This window comes from Kordia sp. (assembly GCF_045105435.1).
Lineage (GTDB): Bacteria > Bacteroidota > Bacteroidia > Flavobacteriales > Flavobacteriaceae > Kordia.
In genome coordinates this window covers 1-20,691 of sequence record NZ_JBGCDL010000339.1, presented here as the reverse complement: position 1 = coordinate 20,691, position 20,691 = coordinate 1, and the positions used below count along the sequence as shown (strand labels likewise).

At 34.3% G+C, this 20,691-nt stretch carries 19 protein-coding genes and 2 pseudogenes; 10 read left to right on the top strand and 11 right to left on the bottom strand.

From position 1 onward, the window contains the following. The 6 genes and pseudogenes from AB8B65_RS17410 to AB8B65_RS17385 form a co-directional block, all read right to left on the bottom strand. Window positions 1–128 (bottom strand): annotated as a pseudogene (locus tag AB8B65_RS17410) (ATP-binding protein); the annotation flags it as partial. Further along, window positions 125–754 carry a hypothetical protein gene (locus AB8B65_RS17405; protein WP_405302557.1) on the bottom strand — a complete coding sequence of 210 codons (630 nt, stop codon included), beginning with the start codon at window positions 752–754 and terminating at the stop codon, window positions 125–127. The pseudogene AB8B65_RS17410 and the gene AB8B65_RS17405, both read right to left, overlap by 4 nt. Continuing rightward, window positions 751–1,431 (bottom strand): hypothetical protein, encoded by a 681-nt coding sequence (locus AB8B65_RS17400; protein WP_405302556.1) that lies wholly within the window; start codon window positions 1,429–1,431, stop codon window positions 751–753. Before AB8B65_RS17400 ends, AB8B65_RS17405 begins: the two co-directional genes overlap by 4 nt. Window positions 1,432–1,582: 151 nt before the next feature. Further along, window positions 1,583–2,338: an SDR family NAD(P)-dependent oxidoreductase gene (locus AB8B65_RS17395; RefSeq protein ID WP_405302555.1), complete on the bottom strand. Its 756-nt coding sequence runs from the start codon at window positions 2,336–2,338 to the stop codon at window positions 1,583–1,585. A gap of 79 nt (window positions 2,339–2,417) precedes the next feature. Next, window positions 2,418–3,287, bottom strand: coding sequence for an aldo/keto reductase family oxidoreductase (locus AB8B65_RS17390; RefSeq protein WP_405302554.1), 870 nt, complete (start codon window positions 3,285–3,287; stop codon window positions 2,418–2,420). A gap of 364 nt (window positions 3,288–3,651) precedes the next feature. After that, complete coding sequence (locus AB8B65_RS17385; protein ID WP_405302553.1) at window positions 3,652–5,571, bottom strand: sodium:solute symporter family protein; 1,920 nt, start codon at window positions 5,569–5,571, stop codon at window positions 3,652–3,654. Between the two features lie 236 nt (window positions 5,572–5,807). On the opposite strand from AB8B65_RS17385, the gene AB8B65_RS17380 reads away from it, so the two are divergent. The 10 genes and pseudogenes from AB8B65_RS17380 (at window position 5,808) to AB8B65_RS17335 (ending at window position 17,581) form a co-directional block, all read left to right on the top strand. Further along, on the top strand, window positions 5,808–6,803 hold the full coding sequence (locus AB8B65_RS17380) for an AAA family ATPase (RefSeq protein WP_405302552.1): 996 nt from the start codon (window positions 5,808–5,810) through the stop codon (window positions 6,801–6,803). A 129-nt stretch (window positions 6,804–6,932) separates the two neighbouring features. Beyond that, a complete protein-coding gene (locus AB8B65_RS17375) occupies window positions 6,933–7,799 on the top strand; it encodes a DUF58 domain-containing protein (RefSeq protein WP_405302551.1) in 867 nt (288 codons plus the stop codon). A gap of 8 nt (window positions 7,800–7,807) precedes the next feature. Further along, entirely contained in the window at window positions 7,808–9,502 is a 1,695-nt protein-coding gene (locus AB8B65_RS17370; protein WP_405302550.1) for a hypothetical protein, read from the top strand. Further along, window positions 9,492–10,499 (top strand): vWA domain-containing protein, encoded by a 1,008-nt coding sequence (locus AB8B65_RS17365; RefSeq protein WP_405302549.1) that lies wholly within the window; start codon window positions 9,492–9,494, stop codon window positions 10,497–10,499. Before AB8B65_RS17370 ends, AB8B65_RS17365 begins: the two co-directional genes overlap by 11 nt. 56 nt (window positions 10,500–10,555) lie before the next feature. Then, a pseudogene (locus AB8B65_RS17360) lies at window positions 10,556–11,014 on the top strand (flavodoxin family protein); the annotation flags it as partial. Between the two features lie 3 nt (window positions 11,015–11,017). Then, the gene (locus AB8B65_RS17355; protein WP_405302548.1) at window positions 11,018–12,052 is read left to right on the top strand and encodes a vWA domain-containing protein; all 1,035 of its coding nucleotides are present in this window, start codon (window positions 11,018–11,020) and stop codon (window positions 12,050–12,052) included. Between the two features lie 63 nt (window positions 12,053–12,115). Further along, a complete protein-coding gene (locus tag AB8B65_RS17350) occupies window positions 12,116–12,973 on the top strand; it encodes a tetratricopeptide repeat protein (protein ID WP_405302547.1) in 858 nt (285 codons plus the stop codon). A 47-nt stretch (window positions 12,974–13,020) separates the two neighbouring features. After that, entirely contained in the window at window positions 13,021–14,790 is a 1,770-nt protein-coding gene (locus tag AB8B65_RS17345) for a BatD family protein (protein WP_405302546.1), read from the top strand. 3 nt (window positions 14,791–14,793) lie between these two features. Next, window positions 14,794–15,555 carry a tetratricopeptide repeat protein gene (locus AB8B65_RS17340; RefSeq protein WP_405302545.1) on the top strand — a complete coding sequence of 254 codons (762 nt, stop codon included), beginning with the start codon at window positions 14,794–14,796 and terminating at the stop codon, window positions 15,553–15,555. 88 nt (window positions 15,556–15,643) lie between these two features. Next, window positions 15,644–17,581, top strand: a complete 1,938-nt coding sequence (locus tag AB8B65_RS17335) for a SulP family inorganic anion transporter (protein WP_405302544.1) — start codon at window positions 15,644–15,646, stop codon at window positions 17,579–17,581. Between the two features lie 82 nt (window positions 17,582–17,663). Here the strand turns inward: AB8B65_RS17335 and AB8B65_RS17330 are convergent, their stop codons facing one another. From AB8B65_RS17330 to AB8B65_RS17310, 5 genes are all read right to left on the bottom strand, one after another. Next, entirely contained in the window at window positions 17,664–17,939 is a 276-nt protein-coding gene (locus AB8B65_RS17330) for a hypothetical protein (RefSeq protein WP_405302543.1), read from the bottom strand. Between the two features lie 368 nt (window positions 17,940–18,307). Then, the gene (locus AB8B65_RS17325; protein ID WP_405302542.1) at window positions 18,308–18,832 is read right to left on the bottom strand and encodes a hypothetical protein; all 525 of its coding nucleotides are present in this window, start codon (window positions 18,830–18,832) and stop codon (window positions 18,308–18,310) included. A gap of 319 nt (window positions 18,833–19,151) precedes the next feature. Further along, the gene (locus AB8B65_RS17320) at window positions 19,152–19,442 is read right to left on the bottom strand and encodes a hypothetical protein (RefSeq protein ID WP_405302541.1); all 291 of its coding nucleotides are present in this window, start codon (window positions 19,440–19,442) and stop codon (window positions 19,152–19,154) included. A 211-nt stretch (window positions 19,443–19,653) separates the two neighbouring features. Beyond that, the gene (locus AB8B65_RS17315) at window positions 19,654–20,076 is read right to left on the bottom strand and encodes a hypothetical protein (protein WP_405302540.1); all 423 of its coding nucleotides are present in this window, start codon (window positions 20,074–20,076) and stop codon (window positions 19,654–19,656) included. 163 nt (window positions 20,077–20,239) lie between these two features. Further along, a partial coding sequence (locus AB8B65_RS17310) for a CvpA family protein (protein ID WP_405302538.1) occupies window positions 20,240–20,691 on the bottom strand: 452 nt, incomplete at its 5' end.

Genomic DNA, 20,691 nt, shown 5'->3' with positions numbered 1-20,691 from the left:
CAAATATGTTTCAAAAACTTTGCTTTTCCTTCTTTTTCGCCAATATTCAACTTTCGCTTTTTATCATAAAAACTATTCTCATCGTTATGAGCGAGTAAGTTTTTAATCAAAAGGCGTTTATTAATCATAGTAAGGTGAGTTCTTTTTGAATGTTTTCTCTAGCGATGGTTTCCCATAAATCGAAATACTTTTCGGTGTAATAAATTCGTGGACGTGTTAGAAAATGCTGCAATACTTTCTTTCTTCCTTTTTTGTACATAAAATCGGGAAACATGGAGTATTCCTTGCGAATGTTTTGAGTATATGTGAGGTAACTTTCCCAAGTTGTTCCTAAAATTGCCAAATCCCAGTCCAAAAGATAGGCATTATCTTGATTTTGAGTGTTTAAGATTTCGTGTTTTTTTGTAGAAATGATCAAATTTGTACAATTTTCCGCCTTTTTTGGATCAATTTGTAACTTTTTAAGTCGTTTTTGTGCGAATTCAGCACTTTTTACTTCATTGTTACTTTTAGTGGCATTGTAGATACTATCGTGATACCAAATAGCGAATTGTAAGGTATCATAATCATTCAAATCAGCTTGATCGTTTGAAGCGAGTTGCAACATATAATCAAGGTGAATTAAATTGTGATAATGACGCTTTTTTGTAGTATACTGTTGTTTGATTTCTTTCCAAAGTTGATTCAATAGCAATTCATCATCGGTATATTTCGATGTTAAATTTAGCCATGATTGATACAATTCTTCTTTCATAAATTATTTAACTTATCGGTCTTAACATCAATGGAATCAAAATAACTTACGTATGATACTAGGTCAAAATCCATCCACTCAAGTAATTCGTAAATTTCATTTTTAATAGTAATAGCTTCGGAAAAAGTAATTATATTTCCAGTAAAGCAAATAGGTTCGTTATGATAAATACGATTTCTAAACTCTCGAATATTATTTAACTTTTGATTAATAATATTTCTGTTTGCATTAGGTGGCTTATTGGGAAAACAATGAATTATAGAACCTCTCAAAAGTCTGTAATGATGCCTATCGAAAAGGCTTGTCCAAAATGCGAAAGATTGTTCTGCAATTACTTTTCCAGATGTTATAGTTCTTCCCATTCTTCTTATTTTTTGCTCTGATTTAATAATTGAATTCTTAAGAAAATATCTTGAACTACGAAGGGAATTATCACTCATAAATCCATTTTTTTCAGTAATAACCCAATTGGAATCTACAAAATGAGAAGCTATTTGTTCATTCATAGCATTCCTGAGAAAAATTTCAAAGAGATTCAATATTGGATAAAATGCCTGTGCAACGCGTAAATTAATTCTATATAATTTCTGAGCCTTTGTTTTGGAGTTTCCTGTAGCAATTAAAAATCTATTTAATCTAGGTTGAGATAAAAACTTCTCTAATTTTAAATATTTCAAATGTCAGTTTATTTTGTTATGGTAGATAAATTTACTATTTTTGTAAAGTAATGCTTAATCAAGCCTCTTTCTGTATAGAAACGTAATTAAGTGAAAGATAAACAAAAAGCTTCTCAATTTTGAGAAGCTTTTTTATTTTTTGGAAAATCTCCTAATTCGATTTCTTTACAATCGTACTCGAAGCTTGTGCGGTACACATCACTAATAAATCGGCAATATTCACATGTGCAGGTCGAGATACCACAAAACATGCGATTTCGGCAACATCTTTTGGAGTTAAGGGTTGAAAACCTTGATACACTTTCTCGGCGCGTTCGGTATCTCCTTTAAAACGAACATCACTAAACTCGGTTTCTACCAATCCAGGATTTATGGCGCCAACGCGAATTCCGTGTGCATTCAAATCCAATCGCATTCCTTGATTCAGTGCGTCAACTGCATGTTTGCTGGCACAATATACATTTCCGTTCGGATATACTTCTTTTCCTGCGGTAGAACCAATATTGAGAATTTGCCCTGCATTTCTTTCCACCATTTGCGGAATAATGGCGTTGCTCACATACAATAATCCTTTTACGTTAATATCTAACATGGCGTCCCAATCGTCTAAACTTCCGTTTTGAATTGAATCTAAACCGTGTGCATTTCCCGCATTATTAATTAAGATGTCAATTGTTTGAAAATCCGCAGGTAACGAAGCAACTGCGGCAGCTACTTTTTCCTTGTCACGCACATCAAAAGTTAATGTGTGAACTTCTGTGTGGGCACTCAATTCTGTTTGTAATTCATCCAAACGTTCTTGTCTACGTCCGCAAAGAATCAAACGTAATTGATGTTTTGCAAATTCGCGTGCAATCTCGCGTCCAATTCCGCTTGTGGCACCTGTAATAAATGCTGTTTTTTTCATCTGCTTTAGCTGTTCCCGTGCAAACGGGAATCTATTTAATTAAACTCAATACTAATATCCAAAACCTCAATACTAAAAATCACGGAACTTTATGTCCTTGACTTTCCACCAAAAGCGTAAACCAATCTTCCAAAGACAAATCAATTTCTGTTGCTTTGGCAGCGTTTGTAATCCGTTCAGGCGTTGTGGTTCCAATCACAGGATGCACATTTGAAGGATGTTTTAAAATCCAAGCCAACACCAATTGATCTTTGGTTGCATTGTACTTTTCTGTAAGATTGTCTAATGCTTTATGAATTCTTGAGATTTGCTCATTCTGTTCTCGAAACACACTTCCCAACGGTTGCCACGCCATTGGTAAAATAGAATTTGTAATCATATAATCGAGCGTTCCATTATGCATAGCGTCAAAATCGGTCAATGAAAACTGAATCTGATTGGCAGAAATATCATTCTTTGTGCCGATCATTTCCATTTGTGATGGCGTAAAGTTAGAAACGCCAAAATTTTTAATTTTTCCTTGTGTTTTCAACTGATCAATCGCTTTGGCAACTTCATCAGGATGCATCAACGGACTTGGTCTGTGCAACAATAACAAATCTAAATATTCGGTTTGTAAATGTTGAAGTGAAGTTTCGGCAGACCAAATAATATATTCCGAAGAATAATCGTAATGTTTAATTTTATTTTGACGATTTTCCGCTTCATGCTGAATACCACATTTTGAAATAATTTCGATGCTTTCGCGATTAATTCCGCTTTGCGCGAATGCGTTTCCAAAATCGGCTTCCGTAGTATAACCACCGTAAATATCTGCGTGATCAAACGTGGTAACTCCTGCATTTTTACAATGATGCATTAGGTCAATCATTTGAGAAGTAGTGAGTTGTTTCCCCCAAATTCCCCAGGTCATCGTTCCTGCTATAATTCTTGAATATTCTGATTTCAAAGTCTAATTATTTTATCGTAAAAATACGAATTTGTTTCAGACAATTTAGATTATTGGAATGTTAGATTCTTAGATTTTTTTGATTTTTTGCGTTGTCATTCCTGCGCAGGCAGGAATCTATTTCGTACGTCAAGCTGAACTTGATTCAACTTCTCATGATAATAAGGATGCTAGTTTTGTGACACTGAGTCAAGTTCAGTGTGACGAGATATAAATAAGTTAAAAATCAATGTATCAAATCCGTTTCAAACATAACTGCCAAAATACCAATAGCGAAAGCGATACTAAAAGCACTTTTGCTAAGTCTGTCGAAGCAAAGCAAGTCTAAAAATCTAACGATCTAATCAGGTCTAAGAAGTCTAAATTAAAAAACCGACGTTCTAATTTTCTTCCAAAGTCGTGTTAAAATAAAACCTGAAGTAATGGCAACAACTGTTAAACTTAGTGCTAAAGTCGTTTTTCCATAAATCCAATAGCCTGTAGCAAACATAATACTGTAAATAAAAATCATTGCCACCAACATGGCTAAAATTCCCGAAGGAAGATTCCAAGGTTCTTTATCCGTTACAATTTCTACATTATCAGCTTTCGCTTCTGCAATTGTTTTATTCCAGCCTGGTCCGCCAGGTTGTATTTTTTTATAAAAATTGAATAAGGTTTCTTTCGTTTCAGGTTGTGTCATAAAAGTAACTGAAACCCAAATAATAGTTGTAATCAGAACAACTAATGGGAATTGCATATATTCTGGCATCCAGCCGATTACAGTTTCGTTTTTGGTAATAGAAAGTATTAAAGGAGATTCTTCATAATTTGGTATCCAAAATTGTATGTGATTTGGTATCCAATCAATAATAACTTTTTCTGTGACTTCCTTTGTATGTGTAAACATAATTTCGCCCACAACAGTCAATTTAAATAAAATAGAAATAATTCCAGAAGCAATCATAGCTGATATTTCACTCCAAGCATTAATTCGCCACCAAAACCATCGTAAAATAAAAATCAATCCAGTTCCTGCTCCAAACATGATAATAATATCAAAAAGTTGTTTGGCATTTTGTAGAAACAACGCAAAAATCGCACTAAAAATCATCAAAACCACGGTAGAAATTCGCCCCACATTCACCAATTCTTTTTCGGAAGCATTTTTATTAATTGTTTGTTTGTAAAAATCATTCACAATATAAGAGGAACCCCAATTTAAGTGTGTTGAAATGGTAGACATGTACGCAGCTATCAAAGAAGCCAATACCAAACCTAACAATCCGCTTGGCAATTTGGTTAACATGGCAGAATATGCTAAATCGTGTCCTAATTTATTGGCAGGAATATTTGGAAATGCTTCTTGAATACTCGCAATATTTGGAAAAACAATTAAAGAAGCTAAAGCAACTATAATCCATGGCCACGGACGCAAAGCGTAATGCATAATATTAAAGAAGAAAGTTGCACCAATAGCATGATTTTCGTCTTTGGCTGCTAACATTCGTTGTGCAATATAACCACCACCACCAGGTTCTGCTCCTGGAAACCATGAACTCCACCATTGTACGGCAAGTGGAATTACTAGCAAGGTAATAAGTGCTTTTTTATCATTAAAATCAGGTAAAATATTAAGTTTATCAACTACATTTTCATGTGTAATTAAAACATCTAATCCACCAACTAAGTTTACTGAGTAATATGCAGCACCAATAGCACCAGCCATTGCTACAAAAAATAATAGAAAATCTGTGTAAATTACACCTTTAAACCCACCAATTGCACTAAAGACTACAGTTATAGTTCCTGCGTATAATATGGTTTCCCAAGGTTGTAATCCTAACATAACGCCACCAATTTTTATGGCAGCAAGTGTAACTCCAGCCATTGCAAATATGTTAAAGACAACGCCTAAATAAACTGCACGAAATCCTCTAAGAAATTTTGCAGGTTTTCCGCCATAGCGCAATTCGTAAAATTCAATATCTGTTTTAACATTTGATTTCCGCCACAATTTTGCATACACAAAAACGGTCAACAATCCTGTAATTAAAAAAGCCCACCATTGCCAATTGGAAGAAACACCATCTTTACGAACAATATCTGTCACAAAGTTTGGCGTATCGGTTGAAAAAGTAGTAGCAACCATGGAAACTCCTAAAATCCACCAAGGCATATTTCGTCCCGATAAAAAATATTCGGTACTATTTTTCCCAGAAGTTTTTGAAACATAAATTCCAATTCCTAAAACAATCGCAAAAAATCCAAAAATAAGGCTGTAATCCAGTACTGATAATTCCATAAATTCCAATTCAAAAAAAAGCAATACAATCTGTGAACGAAGCAACTGTAAGGCTTTAAGTTATCAACAAAAAAAGGAGATCTTCATTGATCTTCCGTACTTTTGAGTTTTAAAGGCTTCAATATATAAATATCCTAAATATTTTAACCAATTATTAACAGCAATAAACGAATAATTTTAACAATTTGCATCGTTCAAATGTGATTAGTAAATTCACGCCTCAAAAAAGTACCTAAATGGAAGAGACAATAGATATTAGAGCTATTAACGAAAAAATTGAAAAAGAAAGTGCCTTTATCGATTTACTTACGATGGAAATCAACAAAGTAATCGTTGGACAAAAGCACATGGTAGAACGTTTGTTAATTGGTTTGCTTGGAAAAGGACACATCTTATTAGAAGGTGTTCCCGGATTGGCAAAAACATTAGCAATTAACACGTTAAGTAAAGCTGTGCAAGGGAGTTTTAGCAGAATTCAGTTTACGCCCGATTTACTTCCGGCAGATGTTGTAGGAACCATGATTTACAACATGAAAGAGAATGATTTCTCTATTCGTAAAGGACCTATTTTTGCAAATTTTGTCTTGGCAGATGAGATCAACCGTGCACCAGCTAAAGTGCAATCGGCTCTGTTAGAAGCGATGCAGGAAAAGCAAGTAACCATTGGTGATGAAACGTTTATATTGGATAAACCTTTCTTAGTAATGGCAACACAAAACCCTGTAGAACAAGAAGGAACGTATCCGTTGCCAGAAGCTCAAGTGGATCGTTTTATGTTGAAAGTTGTGATCGATTATCCTAAAATGGATGAAGAACAAATCATCATGCGTGCCAATTTAAAAGGAAGCTTTGAAAAAGTAAACCCTGTCGTTTCTGTAGCACAAATCTTAAAAGCGCAAGAAGCGGTAAAAGATGTGTACATGGACGAAAAAATTGAAAGATATATTTTAGATATCATCTTTGCTACACGTTATCCAGAAAAATACAAATTAGAAGACTTAAAACCATTAATCAGTTTTGGAGCGTCGCCTCGTGGAAGTATCAACCTAGCAAATGCTGCTAAATGTTTTGCATTCATCAAACGAAGAGGTTACGTAATCCCAGAAGATGTACGTGCTGTTGTACACGATGTATTGCGCCACAGAATCGGAATTACCTATGAAGCAGAAGCCGAAAACATTACTTCCGAAGAAATCATCAACAAGATTGTAAACGAAATTGAAGTACCTTAAAAAGTTGTGAGTTATGAGTAGTGAGTTATGAGTTTTCTATCAAATAACAATTGTAACTACTTTATAAACGAACTAAAAACTGTTTACCGTTCACTGTATACTTAATACTGAACACTGCATACTGAAAAAATGGATACGAAAGAGTTACTTAAAAAAGTACGGAAAATAGAAATTAAAACGCGCCGACTGAGCGATCATATTTTTGGAGGAGAATATCACTCTACTTTCAAAGGTCGTGGAATGACGTTTAGCGAAGTGCGTCAGTATCAATTTGGTGATGATGTACGAAATATTGATTGGAATGTAACGGCACGCTACAATGAACCTTATATAAAAGTATTTGAGGAAGAACGCGAACTCACCATGATGTTAATGGTAGATATTTCTGGATCTGAACTTTTTGGAACAAATTCGCAATTTAAAAACGAAACCATCACGGAAATTTCGGCAACACTTGCTTTCTCTGCAATGCAGAACAATGATAAAGTCGGATTGATTCTATTTTCAGACGATATCGAATTGTTCATTCCACCGAAAAAAGGAAAATCGCATGTATTGCGTATTATTCGCGAACTATTAGAGTTTAAACCAAAAAGTACACAAACAGACGTTTCGCAAGCATTAAAATTCTTATCAAGCGTTATGAAGAAAAAGGCAATTGTCTTTATTCTTTCAGATTTTATTGCAGATGAATACGAACAAACGCTGAAAATTGCAGCAAAAAAGCACGATTTAACAGGAATTCGTATCTATGACGAACGCGAAGAAACCATTCCAAACTTAGGAATCGTACAAATGCTCGATAGCGAAACAGGTGAAACCATGTTGGTCAATACAGGTTCAAAAACGGTCAGAAACAATTACACAAAATATTACAGAGGCAAAGTAAAATACTTCCAAGAATTATTTTCAAGAAGCGGCGCAGGTACCATTAGTGCAAGCGTAGACGAAAGCTATGTAAAAAAACTACTTGGCTATTTTAAAAGAAGAGGCTAAAGCGAATTATGAATAAAGAAGTAAGAATTATGAATGAAAAATTACAACGATCCAAAGTTGCAAAAGCATCATTGCGAATGTGTACTTTTTGGATGCTTTTCTTTTTTCTATTCACCACAATAGCATCTGCACAAAAAGTGGAAGCCGTTGTCGATTCAACACACATAAAAATTGGTGAAGAAATCAAGCTTTCTATTCAAGTAGAAGCAGATACTTCGGCTACGGTAGTTTTTCCGGAAGCCAACAATAGCTTTATGCCATTGGAACTATTGGAAGCCTACAAAACCGATACTGTAAAGAAAAATGCAAAATACAGTCTCATCAAAAAATACGGTGTTACGCAATTTGACTCCGGCACGTATTTCATTCCAAAGCAAAAAATACTCATTAACAACAAGCCATATTTTACCGATTCTATTCGTGTCGCTGTGGCGGATGTGGTCGTAGATACGCTCAAGCAGAAAATGTTTGACATCAAAAAAATAACGGCGGTCGAAAAAGCGAGTAGTACGTGGTGGATTTACCTTTTAATCGTTTTAGGATTATTGGCGCTATTTGGTGCATATTTCTACTTCTTTGTTTTTCAACTGAAAGCAAAAAAGAAGAAAAAGAAAAAAGCGGAAATTCCTCCGTACGATCGTGCTTTATTACAATTAAATGAATTAGACAAATCGAAACTATTACTAAATTCAGAATACAAAGATTACTATTCAGAACTCACAAATATTGTGCGTCAATACATAGAAGAAGAAGTACGAATTGATGCTTTGGAAAGTACAACTGCCGAACTCATTCGTAAAATAGAAGCACAAAAAAATGCAGGTTATTTAGATTTAAAAGATGATACTATCAAAAATCTAAAAAATGTATTGCAAACGGCCGATTTGGTAAAATTTGCAAAATCTAAACCTGATGACAATATCATCAAAGCCGATCGTAATTTGGTAGAAAACATTGTTGTTGAAACCAAAGATGCAATTCCTGAAATCTCAGATGAAGAATTGCGAAAAGACGAAGAATACAAACTAAAACTGATTGAAGAACAACGTAAAAAACAACGTTTCAGAAACACGGTTATTGGTGTTGTGGCAATGATTATCGCTTTTGGTGGATTAATAGGATATGCAACTTTAGAATACGTAAAAGAAAATACGTATGTAGGACATTCTATGAGCGATTTATTGGAAGATGAATGGGTAACGAGTAAATACGGAACATCCGACTTTACCATTTCCACTCCAAAAGTGCTGAAACGAATGACACCGCTAAAAGTCAAAGATACAATTCCATTAACATCTGAAACAGAAATATATAGCTATCAAAGTCATTTAGCACCATTTTCAGTAGACTTGGAAGTCACAACATTTAAGCAAAAACCAGAAATCACTTTAGATGGCATTGCAGAAAAAATGCTAAAGAAATTAGAAGCAGACGGCGCTAAAAAACTCATTGTAAAATATGACGAATACGAGTCGTCAACAGGAATCAAAGGACTCAAAATGTACGGATCAGGAATTTTTGTCGATGACCTAAGTCCGTTCAGTAGTACACAAGATAGAGCGTATGAAGCCTACATATTTGAAGAAGGACGTGGCGTACAAGTATTGATAATGATGTATACAGAATACGATGAAGACGGAAAAAAAATTGTTGATCGAATATTAAGTTCTATCGCGCTAATAGAAAAGAAAAATGATAGATAATTATACATTTGCACATCCACAATTATTTTGGTTGCTATTGGTTATTCCTTTAGCAATAGCTTGGTATATATGGAAAAAACCCAAGCAATTGGCAGACGTAAAAATGTCAAGCATACAAGGATTTAAAGTAAAACAAAGCATATTACCAAAACTAAAACCAATACTTTTTGCGTTGCGCATGTTAGCGTTGGCAGCATTAATTACAGCATTGGCACGACCGCAAACGAAAGAAGTATCAACCAGAGTCAAAACCAACAAAGGAATTGATATTGTAATGGCAATCGACGTTTCGGCAAGTATGTTATCGAAAGACTTAAAACCAAATCGATTAATTGCTTTAAAAAGAGTTGCATCCGAATTTATTGATGGAAGACCAAGTGACCGAATTGGATTGGTAGTATACGCAGGAGAAAGTTTTACCAAAACGCCAATTACAACGGATAAAAACATCATTCAAAATGCACTAAAAAGTATCAAATACAAGCATGGCGAATTAACTGGTGGAACTGCCATTGGAATGGGATTGGCAACTTCGGTAAACCGTTTAAAAGATAGCAAAGCCAAAAGCAAAGTCATCATATTATTAACAGATGGTGAAAACAATGCAGGATTCATTGAACCGCAAATTGCAGCCGAATTAGCACTAGAATATGGCATAAAAACATATACTATAGGAATTGGAACCAACGGAATGGCTTCCACGCCAGTTTCCATAAATCCTGATGGAACCTTTTTATATAGAAGCATGCAAGTGAAAATTGATGAAAAGCTATTAAAGGAAATTGCTAAAACCACTGGAGGAAAATATTTTAGAGCTGACAATACTAAAAAATTAGCAGGAATCTATGAAGAAATTAACAAATTAGAAAAAACAGAAATCGAAGAATTCCGATATACAAACTATGAAGAGAAATTCCGAATATTTGTATTTTTTGCAGGAATTTTATTATTGATAGAAATCCTATTACGCAAAACGGTATTTAGAAGTTTTATATAAAAATGAGTGCAAAAGGTGTCATAATTATTGGAAGTTCGTGAAGTAACGGAAACACACATGCCATTGTTTCTCAGCTTCAAAAACTGACAAAATTTGATGTAATTGATTTGAAAGACTATACAATCAATCATTTTGATTACGAATTAAAAAACGAAGACGATTTCAATGCGCTGTTCAAAAAAATAACAGCAAACTATGAAACCTTCGTATTTGCAACGCCAATTTATTGGTACACCATGAGCGGCGTACTAAAAGTGTTTTTTGATAGAATATCGGACTTTCTATTTCAAGAAAAAGAAATTGGAAGACGCTTGTGCGGAAAAAAAATGGGCATGTTAAGTTGTGGTTCAGATCAAGAAATAAAAAAAGGATTTCAAATGCCTTTTACAGAAAGTGCAAACTATTTAGGGATGCAGTATCTTGGAGATATGCATACATGGATTGAAAATAAAAAAATAACGCAAGAAGTGACGCAACGCATCACTAAATTTGCAAACCAATTGATGGAAAATTAACGTATGTTAGAAGAAAAAAAATATTTTTACTTACTCATCGTCATCCCAATTGTGGTGTTGGTATTTGTGCTTATGCAGCTCTGGAAACGAAGTGCACAACGTAAATTTGCCAACAAACAACTCTTGGAACGACTCAGTCCAGAGAAATCTACGTTCAAACCTATTTTAAAACTCACCATTTGGTGTTTGGCAATTGGTTCGTTAGTAGTTGCTTTGGTAAATCCGAAAATTGGCACAAAATTAGAAACCGTAAAACGTGAAGGCGTCGATATTGTCTTTGCCGTAGATGTATCTAAAAGTATGTTGGCGGAAGATATTTCACCAAGCCGATTGGACAAAGCAAAACGTATTGTCTCTGAAATTATCAATAATTTGGGAAGTGATCGTATCGGAATTATCGCGTACGCGGGAAGAGCCGTGCCGCAATTGCCAATTACAACCGATTTTTCGGCAGCAAAAATGTTCTTGTCAAATTTAGATACAAATATGTTATCATCACAAGGAACAGCGATTGATGATGCCATACGTTTGGCAAAAACCTATTATGACGATGTAGAACAAACCAATCGTGTTTTGGTCATTATTTCTGATGGAGAAGATCATACAGGTGGCGCAGGACAATTGGCAGAAGAAGCCACAAAAGAAGGCATAAAAACCTATACAATTGGCGTAGGAACAGCAAAAGGTGGACGTATTCCTTTGAAACGACGCGGAATTGTAGAATCGTACAAACGCGACTTACAAGGCGAAGTTGTCATTACCCGACTAAACGAAAAAACACTAAAAGAAATCGCTTCCGAAGGAGAAGGCGAATATATTGATGGAACGATTACAGAAGCAGCAGTAGCATTTGTAACCGACAAACTATCAACAATGAATAAAACAGAATTTGAAGCAAAAAAATTCTCAGAATTCCAAGACCAATTTCAATGGTTTCTTGCACTGGGAATCTTCTTATTACTGTTAGATGTTTTTCTATTAGAACGAAAAACAGCATGGTTACAAAAACTGAATTTATTTAATGAAAAAGGATCCTAAAATAAGCCATAATGGTTTTTTTGCGAATTCCTTCGAACTTAAAAAAATAAAAAATATTAACAGATGAAACACGTAAAATATCTATTGCTTGTATTGCTCACGGTTTCTGTGTCGTATGCACAAAAAAAAGAGGATGAAGCATTCAAAAAAGACTCAAAAAACTATACGTATGCCGCTAATAACGCGGTAAAAGACAGTAGTTTTATTAATGCGGAAGCAGAATATAGAAAAGCAATTTCTAAAGATGGCGAAAATGTAGCTGCAAAGTACAACTTAGGAAATGTTTACTATAACAATGAAAGTTACGAAGAAGCGTTTAACCGATACAAGCAAGCTTCTGAAGTAGCAACGACCAAAGTAGAGAAGCACAAAGCATATCACAACATGGGCAATGTATTCATGAACAATAAAGAATACGAAAAAGCAGTAGCAGCCTACAAAAAAGCATTGCGCAACAATCCGTCAGATGATGAAACGCGTTACAATTTCGCGTTAGCAAAAGATATGTTAGACAAAAATCCTCCGAAAGAAGACGATAAAGACAAGAAAGACAAGGATAAGAAGGAAGATCAAAAAGAGAAAGATAAAAAAGATCAGGACGAGAAAGATAAAAAAGATAAAAACGAAGACAAAGGCGATAAAGAGAAAGACGAAGGCGGAAAAGACGACAAAAACAAAGACGGTAAAGGCGACAAGGAAAAAGAAAAGAAAAAGAAAGACAATAAAAGTGGTAAAAACGAAGCCGACCAAAAAGACGATAAAAACAAGCAACAACAACGACAGCCAAAGCCAAATCAGTTGTCTCCACAACAAGTAAAAAGCTTATTGCAAGCAATGAATAATGCTGAAAAGAAAACACAAGACAAACTGAACGAGAAAAAGGCGAAAGGCGTAAAAGTAAAAGCTGAAAAAGACTGGTAATTATTAGAAAAACAGAATACAAAACGACTGAAAATTCGTTGCGACAGATGAAAACAAAAGTACATATATCAACTATCATTTTCTTGCTATTTGCAGGCGTTGTTGCCGCGCAAGCTACTTTTGAAGCCAAAGTGAGCAAAAAGAAATTGGGCGTAAATGAGCGTTTGAAAGTAGACTTTGAAATGGACAAAGACGGCGACAATTTTACCGCGCCAAATTTTACTGGATTTCGTGTGGTTGGCGGACCTATTCAATCTACGAGTCACGTTTGGGATAATGGAAGACGTTCATTTCTAAGAACATACACCTATTTTTTACAGCCAAAAGCCGAAGGAACGTTTACCATAAAACAAGCAAAAGTTGAAATTGATGGACAAACGTATAAAACCTTGCCTGTAAAAGTTACGGTTACCAAAGCCACTGCACAGTCTGGCAACGGAAACAATTCTGATTTTGTAATTTCCGAAGGTTTGCACTTAATTACAGAAGTATCTAAAGGAGATCCGTACCTAAACGAACCTGTTACAGTTACGTACAAATTATACGTAAAGCCAGGAATTAATGTAAACGATTACAAACCACTTGGAAAACCAACATTCAATAACTTTTGGAGTCAAAACATGCAATCGCAAGGTCGTGTTCAAAATACGCTCTACAAAGGCGAACAATATAGGTATGTCATCCTAAATCGCTATGTGTTATATCCACAAAAAATAGGAAAACAGGTAATAGAACCCTTTTCAATTGACTTGCAAGTTTCTGTGCCAACACGACGTAGAGATGTATTTGGAAGACGTTACGAAACGGCTCATAAAACAGTATCATCTGTACGTAGAACCATAGATGTAAAAGAATTGCCAAAAGCGGGAAAACCTGCTGATTTTTCAGGCGCAGTGGGCGATTTTAATTTTGCAGTAACGACTAGTAAAAACTCGTTAAATGCTACCGAGTCGCTTCAAGCAAAAGTAGAAGTATCTGGAAAAGGAAATTTAAAACTATTTCAGCTGCCAAAACTAAAATTACCAAGTTCTTTGGAAGTATACGAACCAGAATTTAAGGAACGTGTAACAACGCGAATTAGCGGTATGCAAGGAAAAATTTCAGACAGCTATACAGTGGTGCCGCAGTATAAAGGAAAATATCCAATTCCAAGTGTGTCATTCTCGTATTTTGATCCTTCAGACGAAAAATACAAAACCTTAACGTCCAATGAAATTATTATTGACGTCGTTGAAGGTCCTTTAAATACAGCTACAGCTGATGCGAATAAGGATGAAAATTCAACTCAAAAACAAGCAATTACCACTACAGGTTCACAATTCCGATTCTTAAAAACGGACGCAAACTTAATACCGAAGAAAACAGCAGATTTCTTTAAATCAAATCTGTTCTACGGATTGTTATTTGTTCCTTTCTTCTTTATTCCGATTATATTAATTGTACGCAGAAAAAAGAGAGCGTATGACAGCGATATTCAAGGAAGTAAAACACGTGCTGCAAACCGATTGGCGAAAAAATACTTATCCGCAGCTAAAAAGAAATTAAACGATAAAGAAGCATTCTATGAAGTATTAGAACCTGCGTTGCACAATTACTTACGCGCAAAACTAAGTATAGAAACATCTGAATTTAGTAAAGAAAAAATAAGTCAATTACTGGCAGAACGTAAGGTGAAAGACGAAACCATTACTGATTTCATTGCGTTGTTAGAAAGTTGCGAATTTGCACGCTATACGCCAGCATCAAACGTTGCAATTACTAAAGATTACGAAAAATCTGTTCAAACCATTTCGCAAATTGACAAACAAATAAGATAACAAATGAAAACTAAGATAACATACCTATTTTTCGTGTTCATTTCTAGTCTTACACTAGTATTCGGACAGGAAAATACATCCATATTTGAAACGGCAAATAAAGCCTACAATGAAGGAAACTTTTCTGAAGCCATTGCACAATACAAAGCGATCCTAGAAACAGGAAATCATTCCACAGCAGTATATTACAATCTTGGAAATGCATACTACAAAAGTAACGAGATTGCGCCTAGTATTTACTATTTTGAAAAAGCGTTACAGCTTTCGCCGAAAGATGAAGATGTTTTAAACAATCTGGCGTATGCCAAAAACATGACTATTGATGCAATTGAGCCATTACCAAAAACACAACTTTCAAAATTTGTAAATGGCATTACAGGAACTTTTACATACAATCAATGGGCTTGGATTGCAGTGATTTGCGGGTTTTTATGTGTAATTTCATTTCTATTATATCAATTTTCGTATCAAAGTTTGAAAAAAAGAATCTATTTTTTACTCAGTTTTATCGCATTCCTTTTTATCTTAGGAACAGTTTTTATTGCATACCAACAATATGGAAAATCACAGGCAGATCGTCCTGCTATTGTATTTGCCAAAGAAACCACTGTAAAAGCAGAACCAAACTTGCGTAGTGATGCCGTGTTTGTTTTGCATGAAGGAACCAAAGTACAAGTGTTGGATGCAGTAGATAACTGGAAAAAAATTCAACTCATTGATGGAAAAATCGGTTGGATAGTTGCAGAAGACGTCAACGAATTATAATAAAATTACGTACTTGGTACGAAACCCACATATTCCACAATACCAATCACTATATGCAATTTGTGTATAGGTTATATAGAAACCAACTATGAAAAAATTATTTTCTAATATTAAAGGCGATGCTTTTGGTGGAATTACCGCAGGAATTGTTGCTTTACCATTAGCGTTGGCTTTTGGAGTTTCTTCAGGATTAGGGCCAACTGCAGGATTGTACGGAGCTATCTTTATCAGTTTTTTTGCTGCTTTATTTGGAGGAACTAATACGCAAATTTCTGGACCAACTGCACCAATGACTGCTGTAAGTATGATTGTTATTGCAGGAATCGTTGCAGCCAATGATGGAGATCCTAAAAAAGCTTTGCCAGCTATATTAACCGTTTTTTTATTAGCAGGATTAATGCAAATAGGCTTGGGTGCTATTGGTTTGGGAAAGTATATAAAATACATTCCATATCCTGTTGTTTCGGGGTTTATGACTGCCATTGGTGTCATTATATTAATCACACAAATTTTACCATCTATAGGGTATTATCCAAAAGAAGATGAAGCTTTCGTAGAAAAATTTAGGCCGCGAGCCGAAGAAGTTATTTTAGATAATATCTTAAAAGAAGAACGGAAAGAAGGAATTTTGGTGCTGGAAAATATTGCTGTAACCATGGAACGCGGCTCAAAAATTACGGAAAATGATATTTTAAGAGAATCAGAAACACTTGCAAAAAACGAAGCTTCGGGAGTTATTGGTGCGCTAAAAGTAATGCCGCGTGCTGTTACTAAACTTATTGAAGAACTGAAAAATCCAGCTGAGTATAGTTTTTTGAAGAACAAAGAAGGTGATCCAATAAAAAAGAAATCACTATGGTTAGAAGTAATACTTGCTTTAGGAGCTATTTTCATTATTTACGGTTTCAAGCGGATTACAAAAGCGGTTCCGAGTACATTGGTAGCACTTGTAGTCATGTCGGGAATTGCGTTTGCTTTCAATCTAAACTATCAAACTATTGACCAAATTACAGGAAATTTCCCAAAGCCAAACCTTGAAATTATTACCGAATTTAGCTTCGGAACTATCACACCTTATATATTTACAGCCTTAACTTTAGCACTTTTAGGTGCGATAGATTCCTTGTTGACGAGTGTTGTAGCAGATAATATGACCAAAACGAAGCACAAGCCAAACAAAGAATTGGTTGGACAAGGAATTGGAAATTCTATTGCGGCTATTTTTGGAGGAATTCCAGGCGCAGGAGCAACCATTCGTACGGTAGTGAATATCAATTCTGGAGGAAAAACTAAACTCTCAGGAATGATTGCCGGTGTTTTATTATTGATAATCCTCTTAGGATTAGGTCCGGTTGCTTCAAAAATTCCAGCAGCAGTATTGGCAGGAATTTTAGTAACTGTCGGAATTGGCGTGATGGATTATAAAGGTTTAAGAGCCATTCCAAGTTTACCAAAAGACATTAAATTAGGACCTTTAAGACTAAGTTCGGAAGTATTAATTATGCTAATTGTTCTTGGATTGTCAACTTTTTGGGATTTAATCTATGCTGTAGGAATCGGATTGGTGATTGCTTCGCTGATGTTTATGAAGAAAATTGGAGACATTACCGCAAAAGGTTCAGATATTAAAACCTTGCGTGAAGAAGCTTGGGAAGATGAAATTGATTTCCCTGAAAATTTAAAAGAAGAAGTATTTATCAAACACATAAAAGGACCTTTGTTCTTTGGTTCTACGAGTGAAATTCAAGCGTTGGCAAAACAATTGCCAGATACAGCCCGAACTGTGATTATTAGAATGGGAAGAATGCAATATGTTGATCAATCTGGACTCTATACTTTAGAAGATATTTTGGTAGATTTAAAAAGTGCAGATCGCAAAGTTTTATTTGTGAACATTCCAAAACAACCACGCTACATGATGGAACGAATAGATATCATTCCTGATTTAATTCCGGAAGAAGATTGTTATGATAATTTTGAAGATTGCCTGCAATGGATTAAAGCAAATGTGGAGGATACCGTTTAAAAAAATATAACTAAAAAAAGCCTTTAAACTTGTAGTCGTTTGAAGGCTTTTTTTATATACAATAACTCATGTAGTACGTTGTTTAATCGCAGTCCATTTCTTTAACAGCTTTCTCTAAAGCTTCTAAAAGTTTCATTTGATCATCATCGGAAGTGTACTTATCTACAATTTTTTTGGCTAAAGTTTCTGTTTCTTTCATAAGCTTTAGATCTTCAGCGGCTGGTTTTTCTTTTTTCTCTAGCTTCTCTAATTTACACTGTAAATCTGCTAGTTTTTTTACATCATTTTCAAAAGGAGTTCCGCAACTTACTATAAAAAATGATACGAATGCGATTGTGAATAGAATTGTTTTTTTCATATTATATGAAGGGTTTAAATTAGTTTACTTTTAAATCTTGATTTGGGTTCATTGTGGCTATATTCTTCTAAGATCAATTGTAAATAATTACATAAAACATACTTTTTCACGTAAAGTAATATCTAAAAATAGATAAAATCTTTCTTTTATGAGAATATTTTGCTGCTTTTTTGATAATAGTATCATGGAAATTACAATTATAACTTGAATTCAAAATGAACAAATTCTACTTACAATCAATAAAACAAACATCAAAATAAAGTTGAAAAAAGTAGATTATTAAACACAGAAAACCCGCTAAACTTAATATGCTTAGCGGGTTTTTATTGTATAGTTTTTAATACTACATATTAAAGTTATAAGAAGTATTAGTATTCACAACCTTTTGCTTTCATAACTTTATCTAAAGCTTCTTGAAATTTCTTTTTTTGTTCTTTAGTAGGGTAGTATTTTTCTTTAAGATCTTTCCCTAAAGCCATCATTTTTTCGCCTAATTCTTTAAGCTCAGCTTGTGCATCTTTGTCACCTGCCATCGCTTTTTTCGATAGTTTTATACCTTGACATTGCATTTCAGCGATTTGATTTACTTCCGTATCAAAAGTACTAGCGCAGCCTTTTTCTTTTACAGCTTTATCTAGCGCTTCTTGAAACTCCTTTTTTTGTGCATCAGAAGAATGCTTTTCCTTCAATTCTTTACTAAAAGCGATTATTTTTTCATCTAGTTTTTTGAGTTCTTCTTCTGCAGATTTTTCGCCAGCCATTGCTTTATCCTTTAATTTCATCATTTGGCATTGCATGTCTGTTAACTTGGCTACATCACTTTTAATAGAATTGCCACAACTTGTCATAAAAAATGATACAAGTATACTTGCTAATAGAATTGTTTTTTTCATGTTCTATGAAGGGTTTAAATTAGGTTACTTTTTAAATCTTGATTTGGGTTCATTGTGGCTATACTCTTCTAAGATCAATTGTAAATAATTACATAAAACATACTTTTTCACGTAAAGTAATATCTAAAAATAGATAAAATCTTTCTTTTATGAGAATATTTTGCTGCTTTTTTGATAATAGTATCATGGAAATTACATTTATAACTTGAATTAAAATGAACTAATTCTACTTACAATCAGTAAAAAAACAGCTTATAAAACATATAAAACCCGCTAAACGTTTAAGTTTAGCGGGTTTTATATTATAATATAGTGTATATTATTTAAGGCAATCTGCTTCTTTCATAGCCTTTTCAGCAGCTTTTTTAAATGCCTCTTTCTGTTCATCATTAGCATACTTTTTTTCGAATTCTTTGGTCAATTCCTGCATTTCTTCTGCAAGTTTTTTACCTTGCTCCATTACAGATTTATCACCATCCATTGCTTTCTTTTGTAAGCCCATTGCTTGGCATTGTAAATCTACTAGTTTTGCAACATCACTTTCGATAGAACCGCCGCAACTTACCATAAAAAATGATATAAGTGTAATTAATAGGATTGTTTTTTTCATATTGTATGAAGGTTTTAAATTAGTTTACTTTTAAATCTTGATTGAGTTTTTTTGGCTATATTCTACAAGATCAATTGTGGGATTGCTTTTATATAAAACAGCACTGTAAATTAGGCAAAATCTTTTATTTAGAAAGATATTTGTTAATTATTTTTTACAAACGGTTGTGGAAGTATATGGATTTACTTGCTATATCTTCATTAAATAACGATCAAAACAACAAATCCAATATAAAATCGAATATGCTGTATATTCCGTAAAAAAGAGCTCCTACAAACAAAAGAAAAAATACTAAACAGCAACCGCAATTTCCTTTATTCCCGTTAAAGTTTGCTCGAAAAACATTATTGTCGTTTTTAGGAGAGTCGTATTCATATTCGTCATACTCTGTAAGTCGATCGTTGGGTAAAAAGAAACCCTGCCAGTCTCCATTTGGTGCAGACAATACCCAATCGGTATGACAATATGTACACTCAAATGTAGTTTCTTGTGAACTTTGCGAAAGCTGATTTGAATTTACAACACGAATAAAAGTGCCGTCTAAAGACTTTTTTTCAAAGGCTTTTTCAAACGCAGCAAAATCCTGGTCCGAAAAAAAACGTTCTGTCGCAAAACTTGAGCAATGTTGACACATGAATTATAAATGTATTTTAAACGATCTATTTTTGATTAGAAGTAAGTTTTTTTAATTTTCCTTTCAAAGCCGTTACATTCAACTTCTTTTGAAAAGGTTTGATGCTATCTTCATCATTAAGATGCTTAATTTCAGGGTTTACACATTTTTCACACATACCTAATTAATTTTCATTTTCTTCAATGTCTTTTAAATCGTTTTCCTGTGCTTTCTTTTCGTCTGCTTGCTTAGTTTTGCTAGTTTTAAATGAATCTAGTGTACCATTCTTATTAGTCTCTTCTAACACATAGGCAAACACAAATCCGCCAATTTCTTTTACAGGTTCATACAATGCAGATCCATCAATCTTGTCTTGTTCCACAAACTCCATAGTGTTATTGGTACGTTCAAAAAATACCAAAGCGGCTCCTGTAATCACTGCCATTTTCAATCCGCCAAAAGCGCCACCTAAAATTTTATTCAAAATACCAAGTGCAGCAAAATCGGCAACTTTAGTCAACAACTTTCCAGCCATGGTAACAGCTATTAAAATTACAATAAAAGTAATTGCAAAGGCGGTTAAATTAACATATTTCTCCTCCCAAGACGGGAAATTCTCAACTAAAAAGTCGCCCG

Bases quoted from the DNA above. Each gene is read 5' to 3' on its own strand.
- AB8B65_RS17325 (WP_405302542.1), bottom strand. From the start codon at position 18,832: ATGAAAAAAACAATTCTATTAGCAAGTATACTTGTATCATTTTTTATG.
- AB8B65_RS17370 (WP_405302550.1), top strand. From the start codon at position 7,808: ATGAATAAAGAAGTAAGAATTATGAATGAAAAATTACAACGATCCAAA.
- AB8B65_RS17395 (WP_405302555.1), bottom strand. From the start codon at position 2,338: ATGAAAAAAACAGCATTTATTACAGGTGCCACAAGCGGAATTGGACGC.
- AB8B65_RS17385 (WP_405302553.1), bottom strand. From the start codon at position 5,571: ATGGAATTATCAGTACTGGATTACAGCCTTATTTTTGGATTTTTTGCG.
- AB8B65_RS17340 (WP_405302545.1), top strand. From the start codon at position 14,794: ATGAAAACTAAGATAACATACCTATTTTTCGTGTTCATTTCTAGTCTT.
- AB8B65_RS17320 (WP_405302541.1), bottom strand. From the start codon at position 19,442: ATGAAAAAAACAATCCTATTAATTACACTTATATCATTTTTTATGGTA.
- AB8B65_RS17315 (WP_405302540.1), bottom strand. From the start codon at position 20,076: ATGTGTCAACATTGCTCAAGTTTTGCGACAGAACGTTTTTTTTCGGAC.
- AB8B65_RS17405 (WP_405302557.1), bottom strand. From the start codon at position 754: ATGAAAGAAGAATTGTATCAATCATGGCTAAATTTAACATCGAAATAT.
- AB8B65_RS17355 (WP_405302548.1), top strand. From the start codon at position 11,018: ATGTTAGAAGAAAAAAAATATTTTTACTTACTCATCGTCATCCCAATT.
- AB8B65_RS17335 (WP_405302544.1), top strand. From the start codon at position 15,644: ATGAAAAAATTATTTTCTAATATTAAAGGCGATGCTTTTGGTGGAATT.
- AB8B65_RS17345 (WP_405302546.1), top strand. From the start codon at position 13,021: ATGAAAACAAAAGTACATATATCAACTATCATTTTCTTGCTATTTGCA.
- AB8B65_RS17375 (WP_405302551.1), top strand. From the start codon at position 6,933: ATGGATACGAAAGAGTTACTTAAAAAAGTACGGAAAATAGAAATTAAA.
- AB8B65_RS17350 (WP_405302547.1), top strand. From the start codon at position 12,116: ATGAAACACGTAAAATATCTATTGCTTGTATTGCTCACGGTTTCTGTG.
- AB8B65_RS17380 (WP_405302552.1), top strand. From the start codon at position 5,808: ATGGAAGAGACAATAGATATTAGAGCTATTAACGAAAAAATTGAAAAA.
- AB8B65_RS17330 (WP_405302543.1), bottom strand. From the start codon at position 17,939: ATGAAAAAAACAATTCTATTCACAATCGCATTCGTATCATTTTTTATA.
- AB8B65_RS17365 (WP_405302549.1), top strand. From the start codon at position 9,492: ATGATAGATAATTATACATTTGCACATCCACAATTATTTTGGTTGCTA.